Raw genomic sequence first — 17135 nt, 5'->3', positions numbered from 1 at the left:
GTGCCTCACAGACCACCCGACCCCACGGCAGACATCACAGAAGTGAGATAATCGCGCCTGGGTAACACCCCACCAACCAGGAGGCTACAAACCGATGACGGCCAGCACCGAGTCCACTCGCGCCATGGCGCCAGATCGCAACCTCGCACTCGAACTCGTACGCGTCACCGAGGCCGGTGCGCTCGCCTCGGGTCGCTGGGTCGGTCGCGGCGACAAGGAAGGTGGCGACGGAGCAGCAGTCGACGCCATGCGTCAGTTGGTCAGCTCGGTCTCGATGCGCGGCGTCGTCGTCATCGGCGAGGGCGAGAAGGACGAAGCGCCGATGCTCTACAACGGCGAACAGGTCGGCAACGGCAACGGCCCCGAGGTCGATTTCGCCGTCGACCCCGTCGACGGAACCACGTTGATGGCCAAGGGCATGCCCAACGCCATCTCGGTTCTCGCCGTCGCCGAGCGTGGCGCGATGTTCGATCCGTCCGCCGTCTTCTACATGAAAAAGATCGCCGTCGGACCCGACTTCGCCGACGTCATCGACATCACCGCACCGGTCGCGGAGAACATCGCCCGCGTCGCCAAGATCAAGAAGGGCTCCACCTCCGACGTCACGGTGTGCATCCTCGACCGCCCCCGGCACGCCGAGCTGATCCAGCAGGTGCGCGACACCGGCGCTCGCATTCGACTGATCTCCGACGGCGACGTCGCCGGCGCCATCGCCGCCGCCCGTCCCACCTCCCCCATCGACATCCTCATGGGCACCGGTGGAACTCCCGAAGGCATCATCGCCGCGGCCGCCATGCGCTGCATGGGTGGCGCGCACCAGGGCATGCTGGCTCCGACCGACGACGACGAACGCCAGAAGGCGATCGACGCCGGACACGATCTCGATCGTGTCCTGTCCACCGAAGACCTGGTCTCGGGCGAGAACGTCTTCTTCACCGCCACCGGCGTCACCGACGGCGACCTGCTCCAGGGCGTCCGATACTCGGGCGGCGGCGCGCACACGCAGTCCATCGTGATGCGCTCGAAGTCCGGCACCGTCCGCATGATCGACGCGTACCACCAGCTCAACAAGCTCAAGGAGTACTCGACCATCGACTTCGACGGCGACACCTCCGGCGCCATCCCGTCCTTCTGACCGTCCGCTCGACGAAGTTTCCGCTCCCCTACCGAGGCAAGAGGTCAATGACAGAGAACGAACAGCAGTTCCGGATCGAGCACGACACCATGGGAGAGGTTCGCGTTCCCATCGATGCGCTCTGGCGTGCCCAGACGCAGCGTGCCGTGGAGAACTTCCCCATCTCGGGCCGTCCGCTCGAACGCACTCAGATTCGCGCGATGGGCCTGCTCAAGGCAGCCTGCGCGCAGGTCAACAAGGATCTCGGTCTGCTCGACGGCGCACTGGCCGACGCGATCATCGCCGCTGCCACCGAGATCGCCGACGGCAAGCACGACGACCAGTTCCCGATCGACGTCTTCCAGACCGGCTCGGGCACCAGCTCGAACATGAACGCCAACGAGGTCATCGCGTCGATCGCGAAGGCGGCCGGCGTCGAAGTACACCCCAACGACCACGTGAACATGTCGCAGTCCTCCAACGACACGTTCCCGACGGCAACGCACGTCGCCGCCACCGAGGCCGCCGTGACGTCGCTCGTGCCCGCACTGCGCCACCTCCACGAGGCTCTCGTGGTGAAGGCCACCGAGTGGAAGCACGTCGTGAAGTCCGGCCGCACCCACCTCATGGACGCCGTTCCGGTCACCCTCGGTCAGGAATTCGGCGGCTACGCCCGTCAGATCGAAGCAGGCATCGAACGCGTCGAGGCCACCCTGCCGCGGCTCGGTGAACTGCCCATCGGCGGCACCGCCGTCGGCACCGGCCTCAACGCACCCGACGGCTTCGGCCCGAAAGTCGTTGCCGCACTGGTTGCGTCGACCGGGATCGACGCACTCACCGCAGCCAAGGATTCGTTCGAGGCACAGGCCGCACGTGACGGACTCGTCGAGGCATCGGGCGCACTGCGCACCATCGCGGTCTCATTGACCAAGATTGCCAACGACATTCGCTGGATGGGATCGGGACCGCTCACCGGACTCGGCGAGATCACCCTCCCCGACCTGCAGCCCGGTAGCTCCATCATGCCCGGCAAGGTCAATCCCGTTCTCCCCGAGGCTGTTACGCAGGTCGCGGCTCAGGTCATCGGCAACGACGCCGCAGTCGCATTCGGCGGTGCGTCGGGTGCATTCGAGCTCAACGTGTACATCCCGATGATGGCGCGCAACGTGCTCGAGTCGTTCAAGCTGCTCGCCAACGTCTCGGTCCTGTTCGCCGACAAATGTGTCGTCGGCCTCGAAGCCAACGTCGAGCACCTCAAGACCCTCGCCGAGTCCTCGCCGTCCATCGTGACGCCGCTGAACTCCGCGATCGGCTACGAGGAAGCTGCCGCCGTCGCAAAGCAGGCACTGAAGGAGAAGAAGACGATCCGTCAGACGGTCATCGACCGCGGACTGATCGGCGACAAGCTCAGCGAAGCAGAACTGGACAAGCGCCTCGACGTACTCGCCATGGCGAAGGTCAAGGACTAGCTTTCCCGTTCGCCCCGTCGGACGCTTGAAACAGCCCGCCCCCGGTGGGATCAATGTGGGTTTCAGTCACTCTGACTGCAACAAAGTCGCATTGATCCCAACCGGGGGCGGGTTCGTTCGAAAAGGGCCGAACCTCAGGCGAGGTGTGCGAGTTCCTCGCGTGCCTTCAGGCCGTCCTCGCCCAGATCGGTGCGGTCGAAGATCTTCCAGCCTGCGAGCAGCGGCTTGAACACCTTGTCGCGTTCCTGGTCGGCGTCGTAGATTCCGGCTTCGGCGAGCGCGGCGGTGCTGCTGCCACGGTCCGGGAGGTCGACCTCGGGAATCTTGAAGCCGTTGATCCGGTCCGCGATGGCGCGAGCGGCCTGATCGGGCACCACGGCGAATGCCTCGTCGAGGATGCTGGCGAAGAATGCCGACTGCAGCGCGTCGTCGTCGGCGATCCGGCCGAGGATGGTGGCGAGCACCGGATCCTTGCCGAGGGCGATGGTGTTGCGGTTACGCAGCGAGGCTGCGGCTTCCTCGATGGCGAAATGCGCGAGAATGTCGAGCAGATGCTGGCTGGGGGCGTCGTATCCCAGCGTCATGTGTTCCATCCGAACGCGCTCGAGGGCGACCGGATCGACAGCGCGGGTCAGCACCAGGAAGTTGCGCAACACGATCGACTGTCGGTTCTCCTCCGACGTCCATCGGCCGGTCCACTTCCACCAGGCTCCGAGACCGGTGAGGGCGTGGGCCAATTCGCGGTGGTACGCGGGCAGGTTGTCGGCCACCAACACGCCGACCGTTGCGGACAGGATTTCGACATCACTGAGGTGCGACTGCTCCGGCGTCCAGTCCTCGCCGCCGAGGAACGCGAAGTTCTTGCCCTCGTCGAACGGCGCGAGATCGTGGGGATGCCAGTCGCTGGCTGCCTCGATGTGGCGTCGTAGATTCTCTTCGACCGCGGGCTCCAAACGGACCAGCAGATCACCGTCGGACAGGTTCGTAGACATGCGGTAACCGTAGCGCCTACGCCCGAGCGCCCGACGCCGTGCCCCTGACCATTGTGAATTCTCCTAACGCCAGGTCGTTGCGGGTCTATTCTCAGGTGCATCCAGTCATCGACGTGAGGACTCCTCATGATGCGGTCGGGGCGAAATTTTCTGTGTCTTGCTGTCGTGTGCTCGATGGTCGTGCTGGTCGGGTGCTCGAACGACACACCCGCCGCAGAAAGCCCGCCGACATCGGAGCCCGCGCCGCCCAGCGACCTCTCCCCCGGTCAGGTTGCAGGCGTCGATGTTCCGACCGGCCGCGTCGACGAGGCGGTCGGCAAGCTCGACGGCATCGCCGAGGAGTTGATGGCGTCGTCGAACATTCCCGGTATGGCCATTGCCGTCGTGCACGGCTCGGACGTCGTCTACTCGAAGGGCTTCGGCGTTCGCGAGGTGGGTGAGAACGACCCCGTCGACGGCGACTCGGTGTTCCAGTTGGCCTCGCTGTCGAAATCGGTCGGTGCGACGGTCATCGCGTCCCAGGTGGGAGCGGGCGTGGTCGACTGGTCTACGCCGGTGGTCTCGCAGCTGCCGTGGTTCGCGCTCGACGATCCCTGGGTGACGGAGAACATCACGGTCGGAGACTTCTACGCCCACCGAAGCGGGCTTCCCGAGCATGCCGGTGATCTGCTCGAGGACCTCGGCTACGACCGGCGCCAGGTTCTCGAACGCCTCAGGGAGGTGCCCCTCGACCCGTTCCGGTCGACGTACCACTACACCAACTTCGGAATCACGGCCGCGGCCGAGGCCGTCGCTGCGGCGTCGGGCGAGGACTGGGACACTCTCAGCCACGACACGATCTACGGCCCGCTCGGCATGACCTCGACCAGCTCGTCGTTCGCGGACTACATCGCGCGGGCCGACCGGGCCGTACCTCACGTTCTCGTCGACGGCGAGTATCAGGCGAAGTATCAGCGAGAACCCGATGCACAGACCCCGGCCGGTGGCGTCAACTCTTCGGTGAACGATCTCGCGAAGTGGCTGAGGATGCTCGTGACCGACGGTACTCACGACGGACGAGAGATCGTCGATCCCGACGCCCTCCTGCCCGCCGTCAGTGCGCAGATCATGTCGAGCCCGTCGGCGACGCCGGACTCACGCTCCGGCTACTACGGGTACGGATTCAACGTCTCCACCAGTGCGGCCGGCCGCACGACGGTGAGCCACTCGGGAGCGTTCGCGCTCGGGGCAGGCACCAACTTCCTGTGGATTCCGTCGCTCGACGTCGCCATCGTCGTACTGACCAACGCCGCGCCCCTCGGTATCGCCGAAACGGTGACCGCCGAGTTCGCAGACCTCGTTCAGTTCGGTGAGGTGCGGGAGGACTGGCGAACGCTGTACAAGAATGCGTTCGCCGGCATGAGCGAACCGGAAGGCGAGCTCGCGGGCAAGACCGCTCCCGCGAATCCCACAGCGCCACAACCTCTCGCGTCGTACACCGGGGTGTACCAGAACAGTTACTGGGGGCCGGCGACGGTGGCGGAGGTCAACGGTGAGCTGCTGTTGTCCCTCGGACCGAACTCGACGTCGTACGAGTTGTCGCCCTGGGACGGTGACACGTTCACGTTCGAGCCGACCGGCGAGAACGCGCCCGACGGAACCATTTCCCAAGCGACGTTCGACGCGAATACGCTGACGCTCGAGTTCTTCGACGGCGATGGATTGGGGCGGTTCACGAAATGACCGAGACACAGCAGGCAACCGAGACCGTGCTGGATCTGTTCGACGCGTTGCGAAGTCGAGACACCGATCGCGCGATGTCTCTGCTCGACAACCGCATCGTCTGGCACAACGTCGGGTTGCCCAAGGTGCGCGGCCGCGCGAACGTGGGCAAGTTCATGGCGATGCTGGCCAGACCTGCGTTCGGCTTCGACGTGATCGTGCACAACATCGCGGCCGACGGGAATGTCGTGCTCACCGAGCGCACCGACGTCCTGATCTGGCGGCGACTCCGAATCGAGTTCTGGGTGTGCGGAACCTTCGAGATGCGCGACGGCAGAATAGCCGTGTGGCGGGACTACTTCGACACCGTCGACTTCCTGAAAGGTGTTGTGCGAGGCATCTTCCGGGTCGTCGTGGGCCGGTGACCCAGGTGAGCGGAACCTCGTAGTGGGCTACGAGGCAGGAGTGGAGCCTGCGGAACGACCCGCAGGCTCCACGCTCACGAGGGGGGTCAGGCTCCCGACGGGCCGAACTCTTCGAGCATTTCCGTCACCAGTGCAGCGATCGGTGAACGCTCGCTGCGGGTGAGGGTGATGTGCGCGAAAAGTGGGTGTCCCTTGAGCTTTTCGATCACTGCGGCAACGCCGTCGTGACGTCCGACGCGGAGGTTGTCTCGCTGAGCGACGTCGTGGGTGAGTACGACGCGTGAGCCCGAACCCAGCCGGGACAGAACCGTCAGCAGCACGTTGCGCTCGAGTGACTGTGCCTCGTCGACGATGACGAAGGAGTCGTGCAGCGATCGACCACGAATGTGCGTCAGCGGCAACACTTCCAGCATTCCGCGGGCGATGACCTCCTCCATCACCTCCGGGCTCGCGAGCCCTTCGAGGGTGTCGAAGACCGCCTGCCCCCAGGGGCCCATCTTCTCGCTCTCGCTACCGGGGAGGTAGCCGAGCTCCTGGCCGCCGACGGCGTAGAGAGGCCGGAAGACAACGACTTTCCGATGCGAGCGACGTTCGAGAACGGCCTCGAGTCCGGCGGTCAGCGCCAGAGCGGACTTACCGGTGCCTGCCTTTCCGCCGAGCGAGACGATGCCGATGCTCTCGTCGAGCAGAAGATCCAGCGCCACGCGCTGTTCCGCCGAACGACCGTGCAGACCGAACGCCTCACGCTCACCGCGAACGAGTTGGATCTGCTTGTCCGGCGTGACGCGCCCCAGCGCACTCTGCCGTCCGGCAAGCAGTCGAACTCCGTTGTGGCACGGCAGGTCTCGCGCCTCCGCCAGGTCGATGACACCGTCGTTGAACAGCGTGTCGACCGCATCGGACGGTACGTCGAGCTCGGTCATGCCGGTCCAACCGGAGGGAACGACGTCGTGAGCGTGGTATTCGTCGGCGGGGAGACCGACAGCACCGGCCTTGACGCGCAACGGAATGTCTTTGCTGACCAACACCACGTCCTTGCCCTCGGCCGCCAGATTCAGGGCGCAGGCGAGGATACGAGAATCGTTGGAGTCGGTGCGGAATCCGACGGGAAGAACCGAAGGATCGGTGTGATTGAGCTCGACTTGCAGTGTGCCACCGGAGGTTCCGATGGGAACCGGCTGGTCGAGTCGACCGAATTCTACGCGCAGGTCGTCGAGCATGCGCAAGGATTCCCGCGCGAACCATCCCAGTTCGTGATGGTGGCGTTTGCCCTCCAACTCGCTGATGACGATCAGCGGGAGTACCACATTGTGCTCGGCGAATCGGATGACTGCCCAGGGGTCCGACAGCAGGACCGAGGTGTCGAGCACGAATGTCCGAAGAGGGGCGGAAACGGAGCGTGAAGTGGTCACGTGGGGCTCCTACGTCTGCGCGGCACCGCGCAAACTCTGTCGCTCGGCCGGTCGGGTCCGATGTGTCAGGTGACACGAGGACCGGGTACCGGCCCTCTCGCGCTCACTAGCTCAGTCACGTATCAGAACCTCCCGCACAGGTAGCTTCCCCGCTGCCTGTTACTGCCGACGGTACCGCCGAAATCGGGTATCGGCTCGCTGGAAGTCTGGCGTGTCGGTGAACAACGCGTTACGTCGACATCGCCCCAGGTCGCCGGCCGACCGGTGCCGAAAGTGCCCTCCCCCGGGGTGAATCAATGCGACTTCCTTGCACTCGGATCGACTGAAAGCCACATTGATCCACCGAGGTTGGGTGAATGGACCACTGCATACGTCTGGGCGGTGCAACGGTCCATTCACGCAGATCAGCGTCCGGCGTGGATGGACCACTGCAGACGTCTGAGCACTGCAATGGTCCATTGACGCGAACGAGGGTGCACGCGGACCGGGTGGGCGAATCTGCAGAAGAGCCCAGCGTCAGCCGAGCAGTCCCCAGTCTTCGAGGCCCTCGTAGAGTGGCTTGCTCTGTGCCAACTTCACGACGCGCTCCTTGAGGGAATCGCTGGCTTCACCGGTGGCCAGGGCGGTGGCGATGATGTCTGCGACCTCGGTGAACTCGGCTTCGCCGAATCCGCGAGTTGCCAGTGCGCCGGTGCCGATGCGCAGACCGGAGGTGACCATCGGCGGGCGCGGGTCGAAGGGCACTGCGTTGCGGTTGACGGTGATGCCGACCTCGTGCAGGAGATCCTCGGCCTGCTGGCCGTCCATTTCCGAGTTGCGCAGGTCCACCAGTGCGAGGTGCACGTCGGTGCCGCCGGTGAGGACCGATACACCCTTGTCTGCGACGTCGGCACCGGTGAGACGCTCGGCGAGCAGCGATGCACCGAGGAGGGTGCGCTCCTGGCGTTCCTTGAACTCGGGCGTCGCAGCGATCTTGAACGCAACGGCCTTGGCGGCGATGGCATGCATCAGCGGGCCGCCCTGCTGGCCGGGGAACACTGCGGAGTTGAGCTTCTTGGCCCATTCCTTCTTGGCCAGGATGATGCCGGAGCGGGGTCCGCCGAGGGTCTTGTGCACGGTGGAGGAGACGACGTCCGCGTACGGCACGGGTGAGGGGTGCACGCCTGCGGCGACGAGTCCGGCGAAGTGCGCCATGTCGACCCAGAGCAGTGCGCCCACTTCGTCGGCGATGGAGCGGAACGCGGCGAAGTCCTGGTGGCGCGGGTAGGCCGACCAGCCGGCGATGAGCACCTGAGGCTTGGCGGCGATGGCCTGCTTGCGGACCTCGTCCATGTCGATCCGGTGGTCTTCCTTCGACACCCCGTAGGACTCGACCTCGTAGAGCTTGCCCGAGAAGTTGAGCTTCATGCCGTGGGTGAGGTGGCCGCCGTGCGCGAGGTCGAGGCCCATGATCTTGTCGCCCGGGTTGATCAGTGCCATCAGGACCGCGGCGTTGGCCTGCGCTCCGGCGTGCGGCTGCACGTTCGCGAACTCGGCACCGAAGAGTTCCTTGGCGCGGTTGCGCGCGAGATCCTCGACGATGTCGACGTGCTCGCAGCCGCCGTAGTAACGGCGGCCGGGGTAGCCCTCGGCGTACTTGTTGGTCAGGACGCTGCCCTGGGCCTGCAGCACCGCGCGGGGAACGAAGTTCTCCGAGGCGATCATCTCCAGCGTGTCGCGCTGACGCCCCAGCTCACCGGCCATCGCTTCGGCGACCTCGGGATCGAGTTCGGCCAGTGACAGGTTGTTGACGTCAGTCATAACAGGAGTCTCCAAGGGACAGCAGAATAAAGGGGGCCAGGCCAGTTTACGAGACGCGCAGTGCACCGGGTGTCAGTGGCTCGTCGAGCAGCCTGCCGAACAGTTGCGCGCGCTCACTGGCCGTCTCACCTCGGTCCAGCCAGCCGGCGAGCAGCTTGTAACCCTCGACGTAGGTGCTGATGTACGCCCGCCAGAGCGGGGAGGACAGAAACCGCAGGCTGTGCCGGGCGCGCTGCGGCGATGCCAACGACCATCGCTCCAGGTAGGCGGCCACGTCGTCCTCGCTCTTGTGCTGATCGTGCAGCAGCAACGCGGCGTCCTGCCGCACCCCCAACAGCCGGCTCGACGCGGCCGCGAGACGCTCGGCCTTCTCGCCGTCGAATCGCAGCCCCAGATCGGCGTAGATCTCCTGAGCCCACAGGCCCCAGCCTTCGCCGACGACGGCACCGAGCGCGTGATCGGCCAACCCCTCGGCCATCAGGCACTGCGGGGTGTTCACCACGAACAGTGTCTGCTCGAGTTGGCCCGCACCGACCAGTCCGGTCTCCTTGCGGCAGTGTTCGGTGTGGTGACCCGGGTAGGACTCGTGCGCGATCAGGTGCGGCAGATTGGCCATCTGCTGCTCGATGTCGGAGTTGATGGCGACGGTGGACTGGAAATCGCCGAGGTAGTAGTTGAATCCGGACCACGGCTTGTCGCCGACGACCTCGTAGGTGACCTTCTCGGTGTCGGGCAGCGTGTATTCGGCGCGGACGCGGTCGCGCAGCGCGGACGAGAACGCCTCGACGCAGTCCTGCAGTCGGTCGGCCGGAATGACGTCGGCACGGCGATGCGCGATCAACCGTTCGCCGAGCGACCCGGGACCGGCGAGAACCTCGTCCATCTTGCGGTGTGCCTGCAGGTACTGGTCCTGATCACCGGCGGAGATTCGGACGTCGAAGTAGGCGTGGACCTCGTCGACGAAGCCGATGTCCTCGCCTGCGAACTTGCGCGCCGAGCATTCGAGTGCCCGCAGGTGGACGTCGAGGAACGTCGTGCGCTCGGGTGTCAGATCGACGTTGCCGAGCTCGGCGCGCAGTGTCTGTGCTCGACGGATCAGCTCACGCGGCTCGGGGGCCGGGGCGTTCTCGGTGATACGACGCAACTCGGGATCGCCGGTGTACGCGTCGACGAATCCGTCTTCGAGCCGGTCGAAACTCAGGCCCAGCAACAGGTATTCGCGAACCAGGGTAGAAGCATCCATAACCGAACCCTAGTACGGCGAACGACCCCGCCCGTGCGCGATCGACCGGCACCGAGCACAATCTGGAACCATGCGACTCGCGCTCGACAGGAGCTCAGCCGAACCCTCTGCAGCTCCGATGTGGCAAGAGTGGAGCCTGCGGAACGATTTTGGTCGGAGTCGTGCGTGAGCGAGTCCAGTCCGTACGTCGAGTTCGACCGTGTGCAGTGGCGCACGCTGCGTCAATCCACGCCGTTGGTACTGACCGAGGAAGAACTCGTCGGTCTGCGTGGTCTGGGCGAACAGATCGATCTCGACGAGGTGGCCGAGGTCTACCTACCGCTGGCACGACTGATTCACCTCCAGGTCGCGGCCAGGCAACGGCTGTTCGCCGCGACCGCGACGTTCCTCGGCGAGAAGCACCCCGACCGTCAGGTCCCGTTCGTCATCGGTGTCGCGGGGAGCGTCGCCGTCGGAAAGTCGACGACGGCCCGTGTGCTGCAGGCGCTCCTGGCCAGGTGGGACCACCATCCGCGGGTCGATCTGGTCACCACCGACGGATTCCTGTACCCGACGGCCGAACTGATGCGTCGAGGCATACTGCACCGCAAAGGATTTCCCGAGAGCTACGACCGGCGCAAGCTGCTCAGATTCGTCACCGAGGTCAAGTCAGGGACCGAAGAGGTGGGCGCACCGGTCTATTCGCACGTCTCGTACGACATCGTCAAGGGCCAGTACCACATGGTCCGGCAGCCCGACATCCTGATCGTGGAGGGGCTCAACGTATTACAGACCGGACCACGGTTGATGGTCTCGGATCTGTTCGACTTCTCGATCTACGTCGACGCGCGAATAGAGGACATCGAGAGCTGGTACGTCAAACGCTTTCTCGCGTTGCGCAAGACGTCGTTCACCGACCCGTCCTCGCACTTCCACCACTACGCAGGCCTGTCCGACGACCACGCGCAGATCGCGGCCGAGGATCTGTGGCATTCGATCAACCTGCCGAATCTGGTGGAGAACATCCTGCCGACGCGACCGCGAGCGACCATGGTGCTGCGCAAGGACAACGACCATGCGATCAACCGGCTGCGGCTTCGTAAGTTGTAGAGCTCAGATACCGAACCGACGGTGTCTGGCCGCGAAGTCACGCAGCGCCCGCAGGAAGTCGACGCGTCGGAATTCGGGCCAGTAGGCCTCGGTGAACCAGATTTCCGAGTAGGCGCTCTGCCACAGCAGGAAGCCGGAGAGTCGCTGTTCGCCCGAGGTGCGGATGACGAGGTCCGGATCGGGTTGGCCGGAGGTGTAGAGATGGCTACCGATCTCGTCGACGTTGATGGAGGCCACCAGTTCGTCGCCGCTGACGCCCTCGGCGATCTTCTCGGTCACCAGGGACTGCACGGCGTCGGCGATTTCCTGCCGACCGCCGTATCCGACGGCAACGTTGACGTGTGTTCCCGACCGTCCCTCGGTGAGCGCAGCCGCTTCCTTGAGTCGACGCGCGGTCGACGCGGGCAGCAGATCGAGGGTGCCGACGAGTTTGACGCCCCAGTTCATCTCGGGTCCGCAGATCTCCTCGACGACGTCGGTGATGATGTCGAGGAGAGAATCCAGTTCGTCGGCGTCGCGGCGGAGATTCTCGGTGGAGAGCAGGTAGATGGTCGCCATCTCGATTCCGGCTGCGTCACACCAGCCGAGCATCTCGGCGATCTTCAGTGCGCCCATGCGGTGCCCGTGCGCGACGTCGGTGAACCCGTTCTCGCGAGCCCAGCGGCGATTGCCGTCGCACATCACCGCAACGTGCCGCGGGTGCTGCACGCCTTCGAGCTGGCTCAGCAGACGCCGCTCGTACACGTTGTAGAGAACGCCGCGGACCTTCTGCGGAATGATCACCACTGCTTCGTCACCACTGCCCCGTCACCGCTGCTCTCATCACCACGAAGGATCACCTTACGCCGACGTCTGCGAGGCGGTCGCCGGTACAGTAGCGTCAGAACCTACGGTTGCGTAGGTTCAAGGCGGCGACACGGGAGGCAATCGACATGACGATGTTCGGACTCGACGAGATACCCGTCAAACCGCGTATGCGCGGCTGGATTCACCTGTACGCGTTCGGCGTGGCGGTGGTGTGCGCGATCACTCTCGTCACGCTCGCGTTCAGCATGGTCTCGGTCAGTGCGGGTGTGGCCGTGAGCGTGTATTCCATCACCGTCTGCGGCGTGTTCGGGGTCAGTGCCACTTACCACCGCGTGCACTGGAAGACCACGGCGTCGCAGATCTGGATGAAGCGCGCCGACCATTCGATGATCTTCCTGTTCATCGCGGGGAGCTACACCCCGTTCGCCGTGCTCGGTCTCCCCGGCTCGACCGGACGCACGTTGCTCGTCGTCGTATGGGCCGGGGCTCTCGCCGGGGTGGCCCTGAAGATGTTGTGGCCCACCGCTCCCCGCTGGGTCGGGGTACCGCTGTACCTGCTCCTCGGCTGGGCGATCGTCCCGGTCGCACCCACGCTTATCGACCATGTCGGCTACGCGCCGTTCGTCTTGCTGCTCGTGGGCGGAGTCTTCTACAGCATCGGAGCCGTGCTGTACGCCACCAAGTGGCCGAATCCATGGCCGACGACCTTCGGCCATCACGAGTTCTTCCACGCGGCAACGGTATTGGCGGCAACCTGCCACCTGGTTGCCGTCTGGCTCGTACTGTTCTGATCGACCTCAGGTGGTTCGGGATGCCTTGTCTCGATACATCAGTGCGTCGGCGCGCTGAATCAGCCGGTCTCTCGGCTCCCCCGGCTCACGCACTGCGACGCCCACGCTCACCGATACCCCGAGCAGATTCGATCCGAACGGCACCGGCTCGCCGCAGATCGCCGACCGCACCGATTCGGTGACTTCGGCGGTGTCGAGGCCCGTCGACCCGTCGAACGTCACCGCGAACACGAATTCGTCTCCTGCGTATCGGCCGACGACGCTCCCGCGCGGCGACCACTGGTGCAGTCGACGGCCCGCTGCCTCGAGCACGGCGTCACCTGCCGGATGACCGTGCGCGTCGTTGATCGATTTCAACCGATCGACGTCGACGAAGGCCAGGGCAACCGGCAGATCCTCGGCGATCCATTCGTCGACGTGGGCGAGCAGAGGACCTCGTCGTAGCAATCCGGTCAGCTCGTCGCGCTCGGCGCGATCGCGCCAGTGAACGGTGTCGTCGACGACGGGATTGACCAGGTCCAGCAAAGCGACGATGAACCGTCGCCCGGCGATCGTCGAGATTCCGACGTGCATCCAGCAGGAGACGACCTCCCCGTCGACGCGCCGCACTCGACGCAAGGCTCCGATCGGTCGACCGTGGTCGGTGGGGCCTGCCTCGGGGTAGCGGTGCTCGAGTTGGACCGCGATACGCGTCGCCGACGCGCGATCCCCGAGCGGCACGAAATCTGCAACGGGTCGGCCGATCATGTCGTCCACGGCGCACCCGAGCACGCCCTCGCACAGGGTGTTGGCCCCGACCACCTCGTAGTGCATCGAGTGCACCATGGCCGCCATCGGAACGGCGGCCACGAACTGGGCGACAGCAGCGCGCTGGTCGTCGGTCACCGCCTCGTGCACGGTGTCCGCACGCAGCACACCCTCATTCATGACACCTTCGCTCATGACACCGTCGATCCATTGGTAGACGCTCGACCGCCCCAGGCCGAGGAAACTCCCGGCAACAGTACTGTTGCTCCGTCGAAGCATCGACGAGCGTGGTCAACTCCGCAGCGCGAACGGCAATTCTTCGGCAGAGGTCACAGGACGGTCGCACACGAAGCCACGACACACGTACGCCGTTTCGAGGCCGTCGACCGGTGGACGGTCGGTCAGCAGCACCGACGAATCCGTCACGCCTGCGACCACCACGGAACCGCCGGGAGCCAGAGCCCGGACGACCGAGAGCAGGTCGCCGCCCGGTGCCGTCGACACCGCGACCTGAATGGGACCGCGAACGGACGCTTCCGCGACCGCCAGCCAGTGGCCACCGGACCTGGGTGCTCGTTCGAGAATCGAGGCCGATCGCGCCAGCGACGCAGCCGCCAGTTCGCCGTATCGCGCCGAGGACGTGTGATCGACCAACGCCGCTGCGGTGAGCAGCGCCTCGGCCATCGTCGACGCGCCCGACGGGGTGGCCCCGTCGATCGGGTCACGAGGCCGGGTCACGAGAGTCTCGGCATCGTCGGCGGTGTCGAACCACGCGCCGACGTCGTCCGGGTCGGCGAAGTGGTCGATCGCGGCATCGACGATCGACGTCATGCGCTCGGTCCAGACCGTGTCTCCGGTGGCCTGGAACAACGCTGCCGCCGCGACGGCGAGAGCCGCGTAGTCCTCGAGCACACCGGTGGCCTCACCGACTGCACTGCCGAGTGAGGCGCGGCGGACTCGGCCCGACTCGACGTGGCCGGCGAACAGTTGCTCGCCGCACTCGACTGCCGCGTCGACCCATCGCGGTTGTCCCAACCCGGTCCCGGCCTCGACCAACGCCGTGATCGCCAACCCGTTCCACGCGGTGACGACCTTGTCGTCGCGGCCCGGTTGCGGCCGAGTCGCGCGAGCGGCGAACAACGTGCTGCGCACTCGGGCGAACCGGTCGTAGTCCTCGGGTTCGGCGGGCAGCTGCAAGACCGACATGCCGGCCTCGAACGTGCCTGCCGAGTTCACCGCGAACAGCCCTGCTGCCCACACACCGTCCTCGAAGCCGAGTGTCTCGGTCAGTTGCTCCGGAGTCCACGCATACGTCAGACCCTCGATGCCCTCGGTGTCGGCATCGAGTGCCGACGCGAAACAGCCGTTGGCCGTGCGTAATTCACGCAGCATGAACTCCGCGGTGTCCGACGCCACCCGCCGGGCGAGCGCATCGTCGTCGACTCGCGCTGCGTGCGCGTAGAACCGCAACAGCAGGGCGTTGTCGTAGAGCATCTTCTCGAAGTGCGGGACGATCCACTCGGCATCGACGGAGTAGCGCGCGAATCCCCCGCCCAGCTGGTCGTAGATACCCCCGCGGGCCATGGCCGACGCGGTTCGGCGCACGACGCCGAGAACCTCGGTGTCGCCGGTGCGTTCGTAGTGCCGAAGCAGCCCTTCGAGCAGCGCGCCGGGCGGGAACTTCGGTGCTCGGCCGAAGCCGCCGTAGAGGGTGTCCTCGTCGGCGCAGATCGCGGAGACCGAGGCCGCCAATGCATCGGCGTCGATCGGGCGACCGCCTGCGGGCACGCCTGCGCTGTGTTTGCGAAGTTCGGTGACGATGTCGGCGGAGGCGTCGAACACCTCCTGTCGCCGCGTCGACCAGGTGTCGGCGATCGCGGTGAGCAACTGCTGGAACGACGGCATTCCCTGACGCGGAGCCGGCGGGAAGTAGGTACCGCAGTAGAACGGTTCGGTGTCGGGGGTCAGGAAACACGTCATCGGCCACCCGCCCTGGCCGGTCATCGCGACGGTGGCGTTCATGTACACCGCGTCCAGGTCGGGTCGTTCCTCGCGATCGACCTTGATGCACACGAAATGCTCGTTCATCAGCGACGCGGTCGCCTCGTCCTCGAACGACTCGTGTGCCATGACATGGCACCAGTGGCACGCCGAGTATCCGATCGACAGCAGGATCGGAACATCGCGATCGCGAGCGGACTGCAGTGCCTGCGGTCCCCACTGCTGCCAGTGCACCGGGTTGTCCGCATGTTGCTTCAGATACGGGCTGGTGGACTCACCCAGGGCATTGGCGTCGAGCATCAGGGCTCGTCGGAGACGACGGGTTTGGTTCGGTTCTGATCCGGCGGAAACGGATCTGCCAACCCGCCGCGATCGGTGCCCTCGTCGAGAGCCTGATCCAACGTCGGATCCTCCTGCTCGAAGGTGGCGGGCAGACGCTTGATCTTCTTGTTCATGGACCAGATCAGCAGTGCCGTTCCGACCAACAGCGCGACCAGGATCACCAGACCGATGGGCGAGGACTTACCGAATTCGGGACCGGTCGGCTGCTGGGCGAGGATCGAAACGATCATTTGTCGGTCTCTTCTATTCCGGCGAACAGGTCCGTCTCGGGCAGCGACGTCGTGACCCGAGTGCGGGCCAGCTCGAACTCTTCGGTGGGCCACAGCTTGCGCTGCACGTCCAGCGGCACGGCGAAGAACGAGCCGTTGGGATCGATCTGCGTCGCGTGTGCGCGTAGGGCGTCGTCGCGCTGCTCGAACCAGTCACCGACGGTGACCTGAGTGGTGATGCGGCCGATGATCTCGTCGCGCTGGCCGTCCCACCGCTTCAGCCAGTCCACGAACGGGCTCTCCTCACCGCGGTCGATGAACCAGTCGTGGAACAGCTGCATGCGCTTACGAATGAAGCCGTGCGAGTAGTACAGCTTGAGCGGAGTCCAGGGCTCACCGGCGTCGGGGAAGCGTTCGGGATCGCCCGCTGCCTCCCATGCCGCCATCGAGACCTCGTGGCACCGGATGTGGTCCGGGTGCGGGTACCCGCCGCGTTCGTCGTACGTGGTGATGACGTGCGGCTTGAACTCGCGAACCACCTTCACCAGCGCCTCGGTCGAGACCTCCAACGGGACCAACGCGAAACAGCCGTCGGGAAGCGGCGGGAGCGGATCGCCCTCGGGCAACCCGGAGTCCTCGAACCCGAGCCACGTCTGCTGCACGCCCAGCACTCGGGCGGCCTCGGCCATCTCCTCACGCCGAACCTCGTGGATACGCTCGTGCACGCCCGGAATGTCCATCGCCGGATTGAGGATGTCTCCCCGCTCGCCACCGGTCAGGGTGACGACCAGAACATCGTGTCCTTCGGCCGCGTAGCGAGCCGTTGTCGCAGCGCCTTTGCTGGATTCGTCGTCGGGATGGGCATGCACTGCCATGAGCCGCAGTCCGGACACGTTCTTCCTCACCTCGGATTCGCCTGATTCTTGCCTGCCCCTATAGTTCCATCTGACGCCGACAGGCCCCCAGCGGCACCCCCGAATCGATCCCGAGAGC

Annotated in this window: 15 protein-coding genes; 6 read left to right on the top strand and 9 right to left on the bottom strand. The window is 65.4% G+C overall.

Annotated features, from left to right (window positions below):
• Positions 1–94 precede the first annotated feature (94 nt).
• Together glpX and CH291_RS16045 are read left to right on the top strand one after the other, a co-directional pair.
• The gene (gene glpX, locus CH291_RS16050) at positions 95–1135 is read left to right on the top strand and encodes a class II fructose-bisphosphatase (protein ID WP_068052852.1); all 1041 of its coding nucleotides are present in this window, start codon (positions 95–97) and stop codon (positions 1133–1135) included.
• Positions 1136–1182: 47 nt separating this feature from the next.
• Positions 1183–2583 (top strand): class II fumarate hydratase, encoded by a 1401-nt coding sequence (locus tag CH291_RS16045; protein WP_094641182.1) that lies wholly within the window; start codon positions 1183–1185, stop codon positions 2581–2583.
• Between the two features lie 134 nt (positions 2584–2717).
• On the opposite strand, the gene CH291_RS16040 is transcribed toward CH291_RS16045, so the two are convergent.
• Positions 2718–3575: an acyl-ACP desaturase gene (locus CH291_RS16040; RefSeq protein WP_068052840.1), complete on the bottom strand. Its 858-nt coding sequence runs from the start codon at positions 3573–3575 to the stop codon at positions 2718–2720.
• A 129-nt stretch (positions 3576–3704) separates the two neighbouring features.
• On the opposite strand from CH291_RS16040, the gene CH291_RS16035 reads away from it, so the two are divergent.
• Positions 3705–5297 (top strand): serine hydrolase, encoded by a 1593-nt coding sequence (locus tag CH291_RS16035; protein ID WP_373455143.1) that lies wholly within the window; start codon positions 3705–3707, stop codon positions 5295–5297.
• Positions 5294–5701, top strand: coding sequence for a limonene-1,2-epoxide hydrolase family protein (locus tag CH291_RS16030; RefSeq protein WP_179276566.1), 408 nt, complete (start codon positions 5294–5296; stop codon positions 5699–5701). The genes CH291_RS16035 and CH291_RS16030 overlap by 4 nt, the downstream gene beginning before the upstream one ends.
• Positions 5702–5787: 86 nt before the next feature.
• Here CH291_RS16030 and CH291_RS16025 read toward each other — a convergent pair whose 3' ends face one another.
• The 3 genes from CH291_RS16025 to CH291_RS16015 all read right to left on the bottom strand — a co-directional run bounded on the left by CH291_RS16025 (position 5788) and on the right by CH291_RS16015 (position 10156).
• On the bottom strand, positions 5788–7113 hold the full coding sequence (locus CH291_RS16025) for a PhoH family protein (protein ID WP_179276565.1): 1326 nt from the start codon (positions 7111–7113) through the stop codon (positions 5788–5790).
• A gap of 516 nt (positions 7114–7629) precedes the next feature.
• The gene (gene glyA / locus CH291_RS16020; protein ID WP_094669395.1) at positions 7630–8913 is read right to left on the bottom strand and encodes a serine hydroxymethyltransferase; all 1284 of its coding nucleotides are present in this window, start codon (positions 8911–8913) and stop codon (positions 7630–7632) included.
• Between the two features lie 46 nt (positions 8914–8959).
• Positions 8960–10156 (bottom strand): DUF885 domain-containing protein, encoded by a 1197-nt coding sequence (locus CH291_RS16015; protein ID WP_068052831.1) that lies wholly within the window; start codon positions 10154–10156, stop codon positions 8960–8962.
• A 165-nt stretch (positions 10157–10321) separates the two neighbouring features.
• Here CH291_RS16015 and coaA point away from each other — a divergent pair, with 165 nt between their 5' ends.
• Complete coding sequence (gene coaA, locus CH291_RS16010; protein ID WP_037191653.1) at positions 10322–11245, top strand: type I pantothenate kinase; 924 nt, start codon at positions 10322–10324, stop codon at positions 11243–11245.
• 3 nt (positions 11246–11248) lie between these two features.
• Here the strand turns inward: coaA and CH291_RS16005 are convergent, their stop codons facing one another.
• Positions 11249–12031: an isoprenyl transferase gene (locus tag CH291_RS16005; protein ID WP_037191390.1), complete on the bottom strand. Its 783-nt coding sequence runs from the start codon at positions 12029–12031 to the stop codon at positions 11249–11251.
• 146 nt (positions 12032–12177) lie between these two features.
• Here CH291_RS16005 and trhA point away from each other — a divergent pair, with 146 nt between their 5' ends.
• Positions 12178–12843 (top strand): PAQR family membrane homeostasis protein TrhA, encoded by a 666-nt coding sequence (trhA, locus tag CH291_RS16000; protein ID WP_068052828.1) that lies wholly within the window; start codon positions 12178–12180, stop codon positions 12841–12843.
• A 6-nt stretch (positions 12844–12849) separates the two neighbouring features.
• Here trhA and CH291_RS15995 read toward each other — a convergent pair whose 3' ends face one another.
• The 4 genes from CH291_RS15995 to mca all read right to left on the bottom strand — a co-directional run bounded on the left by CH291_RS15995 (position 12850) and on the right by mca (position 17035).
• A complete protein-coding gene (locus tag CH291_RS15995) occupies positions 12850–13770 on the bottom strand; it encodes a sensor domain-containing diguanylate cyclase (RefSeq protein WP_179276564.1) in 921 nt (306 codons plus the stop codon).
• A gap of 111 nt (positions 13771–13881) precedes the next feature.
• Positions 13882–15891 (bottom strand): thioredoxin domain-containing protein, encoded by a 2010-nt coding sequence (locus CH291_RS15990; RefSeq protein ID WP_094687997.1) that lies wholly within the window; start codon positions 15889–15891, stop codon positions 13882–13884.
• The gene (locus CH291_RS15985) at positions 15891–16163 is read right to left on the bottom strand and encodes a hypothetical protein (RefSeq protein ID WP_094641178.1); all 273 of its coding nucleotides are present in this window, start codon (positions 16161–16163) and stop codon (positions 15891–15893) included. The genes CH291_RS15990 and CH291_RS15985 overlap by 1 nt, the downstream gene beginning before the upstream one ends.
• Entirely contained in the window at positions 16160–17035 is an 876-nt protein-coding gene (gene mca / locus CH291_RS15980) for a mycothiol conjugate amidase Mca (RefSeq protein ID WP_176460389.1), read from the bottom strand. Before mca ends, CH291_RS15985 begins: the two co-directional genes overlap by 4 nt.
• Between the last annotated feature and the right edge of the window lie 100 nt (positions 17036–17135).

This window comes from Rhodococcus sp. 14-1411-2a, assembly GCF_002259485.1.
Classification (GTDB): domain Bacteria; phylum Actinomycetota; class Actinomycetes; order Mycobacteriales; family Mycobacteriaceae; genus Rhodococcoides.
This window is presented reverse-complemented; position numbering and strand designations above follow the sequence as displayed.

Bases quoted from the DNA above. Each gene is read 5' to 3' on its own strand.
- glpX (WP_068052852.1), top strand. From the start codon at position 95: ATGACGGCCAGCACCGAGTCCACTCGCGCCATGGCGCCAGATCGCAAC.
- CH291_RS16045 (WP_094641182.1), top strand. From the start codon at position 1,183: ATGACAGAGAACGAACAGCAGTTCCGGATCGAGCACGACACCATGGGA.
- CH291_RS16040 (WP_068052840.1), bottom strand. From the start codon at position 3,575: ATGTCTACGAACCTGTCCGACGGTGATCTGCTGGTCCGTTTGGAGCCC.
- CH291_RS16035 (WP_373455143.1), top strand. From the start codon at position 3,705: ATGCGGTCGGGGCGAAATTTTCTGTGTCTTGCTGTCGTGTGCTCGATG.
- CH291_RS16030 (WP_179276566.1), top strand. From the start codon at position 5,294: ATGACCGAGACACAGCAGGCAACCGAGACCGTGCTGGATCTGTTCGAC.
- glyA (WP_094669395.1), bottom strand. From the start codon at position 8,913: ATGACTGACGTCAACAACCTGTCACTGGCCGAACTCGATCCCGAGGTC.
- CH291_RS16015 (WP_068052831.1), bottom strand. From the start codon at position 10,156: ATGGATGCTTCTACCCTGGTTCGCGAATACCTGTTGCTGGGCCTGAGT.
- trhA (WP_068052828.1), top strand. From the start codon at position 12,178: ATGACGATGTTCGGACTCGACGAGATACCCGTCAAACCGCGTATGCGC.
- CH291_RS15995 (WP_179276564.1), bottom strand. From the start codon at position 13,770: ATGAATGAGGGTGTGCTGCGTGCGGACACCGTGCACGAGGCGGTGACC.
- CH291_RS15990 (WP_094687997.1), bottom strand. From the start codon at position 15,891: ATGCTCGACGCCAATGCCCTGGGTGAGTCCACCAGCCCGTATCTGAAG.
- CH291_RS15985 (WP_094641178.1), bottom strand. From the start codon at position 16,163: ATGATCGTTTCGATCCTCGCCCAGCAGCCGACCGGTCCCGAATTCGGT.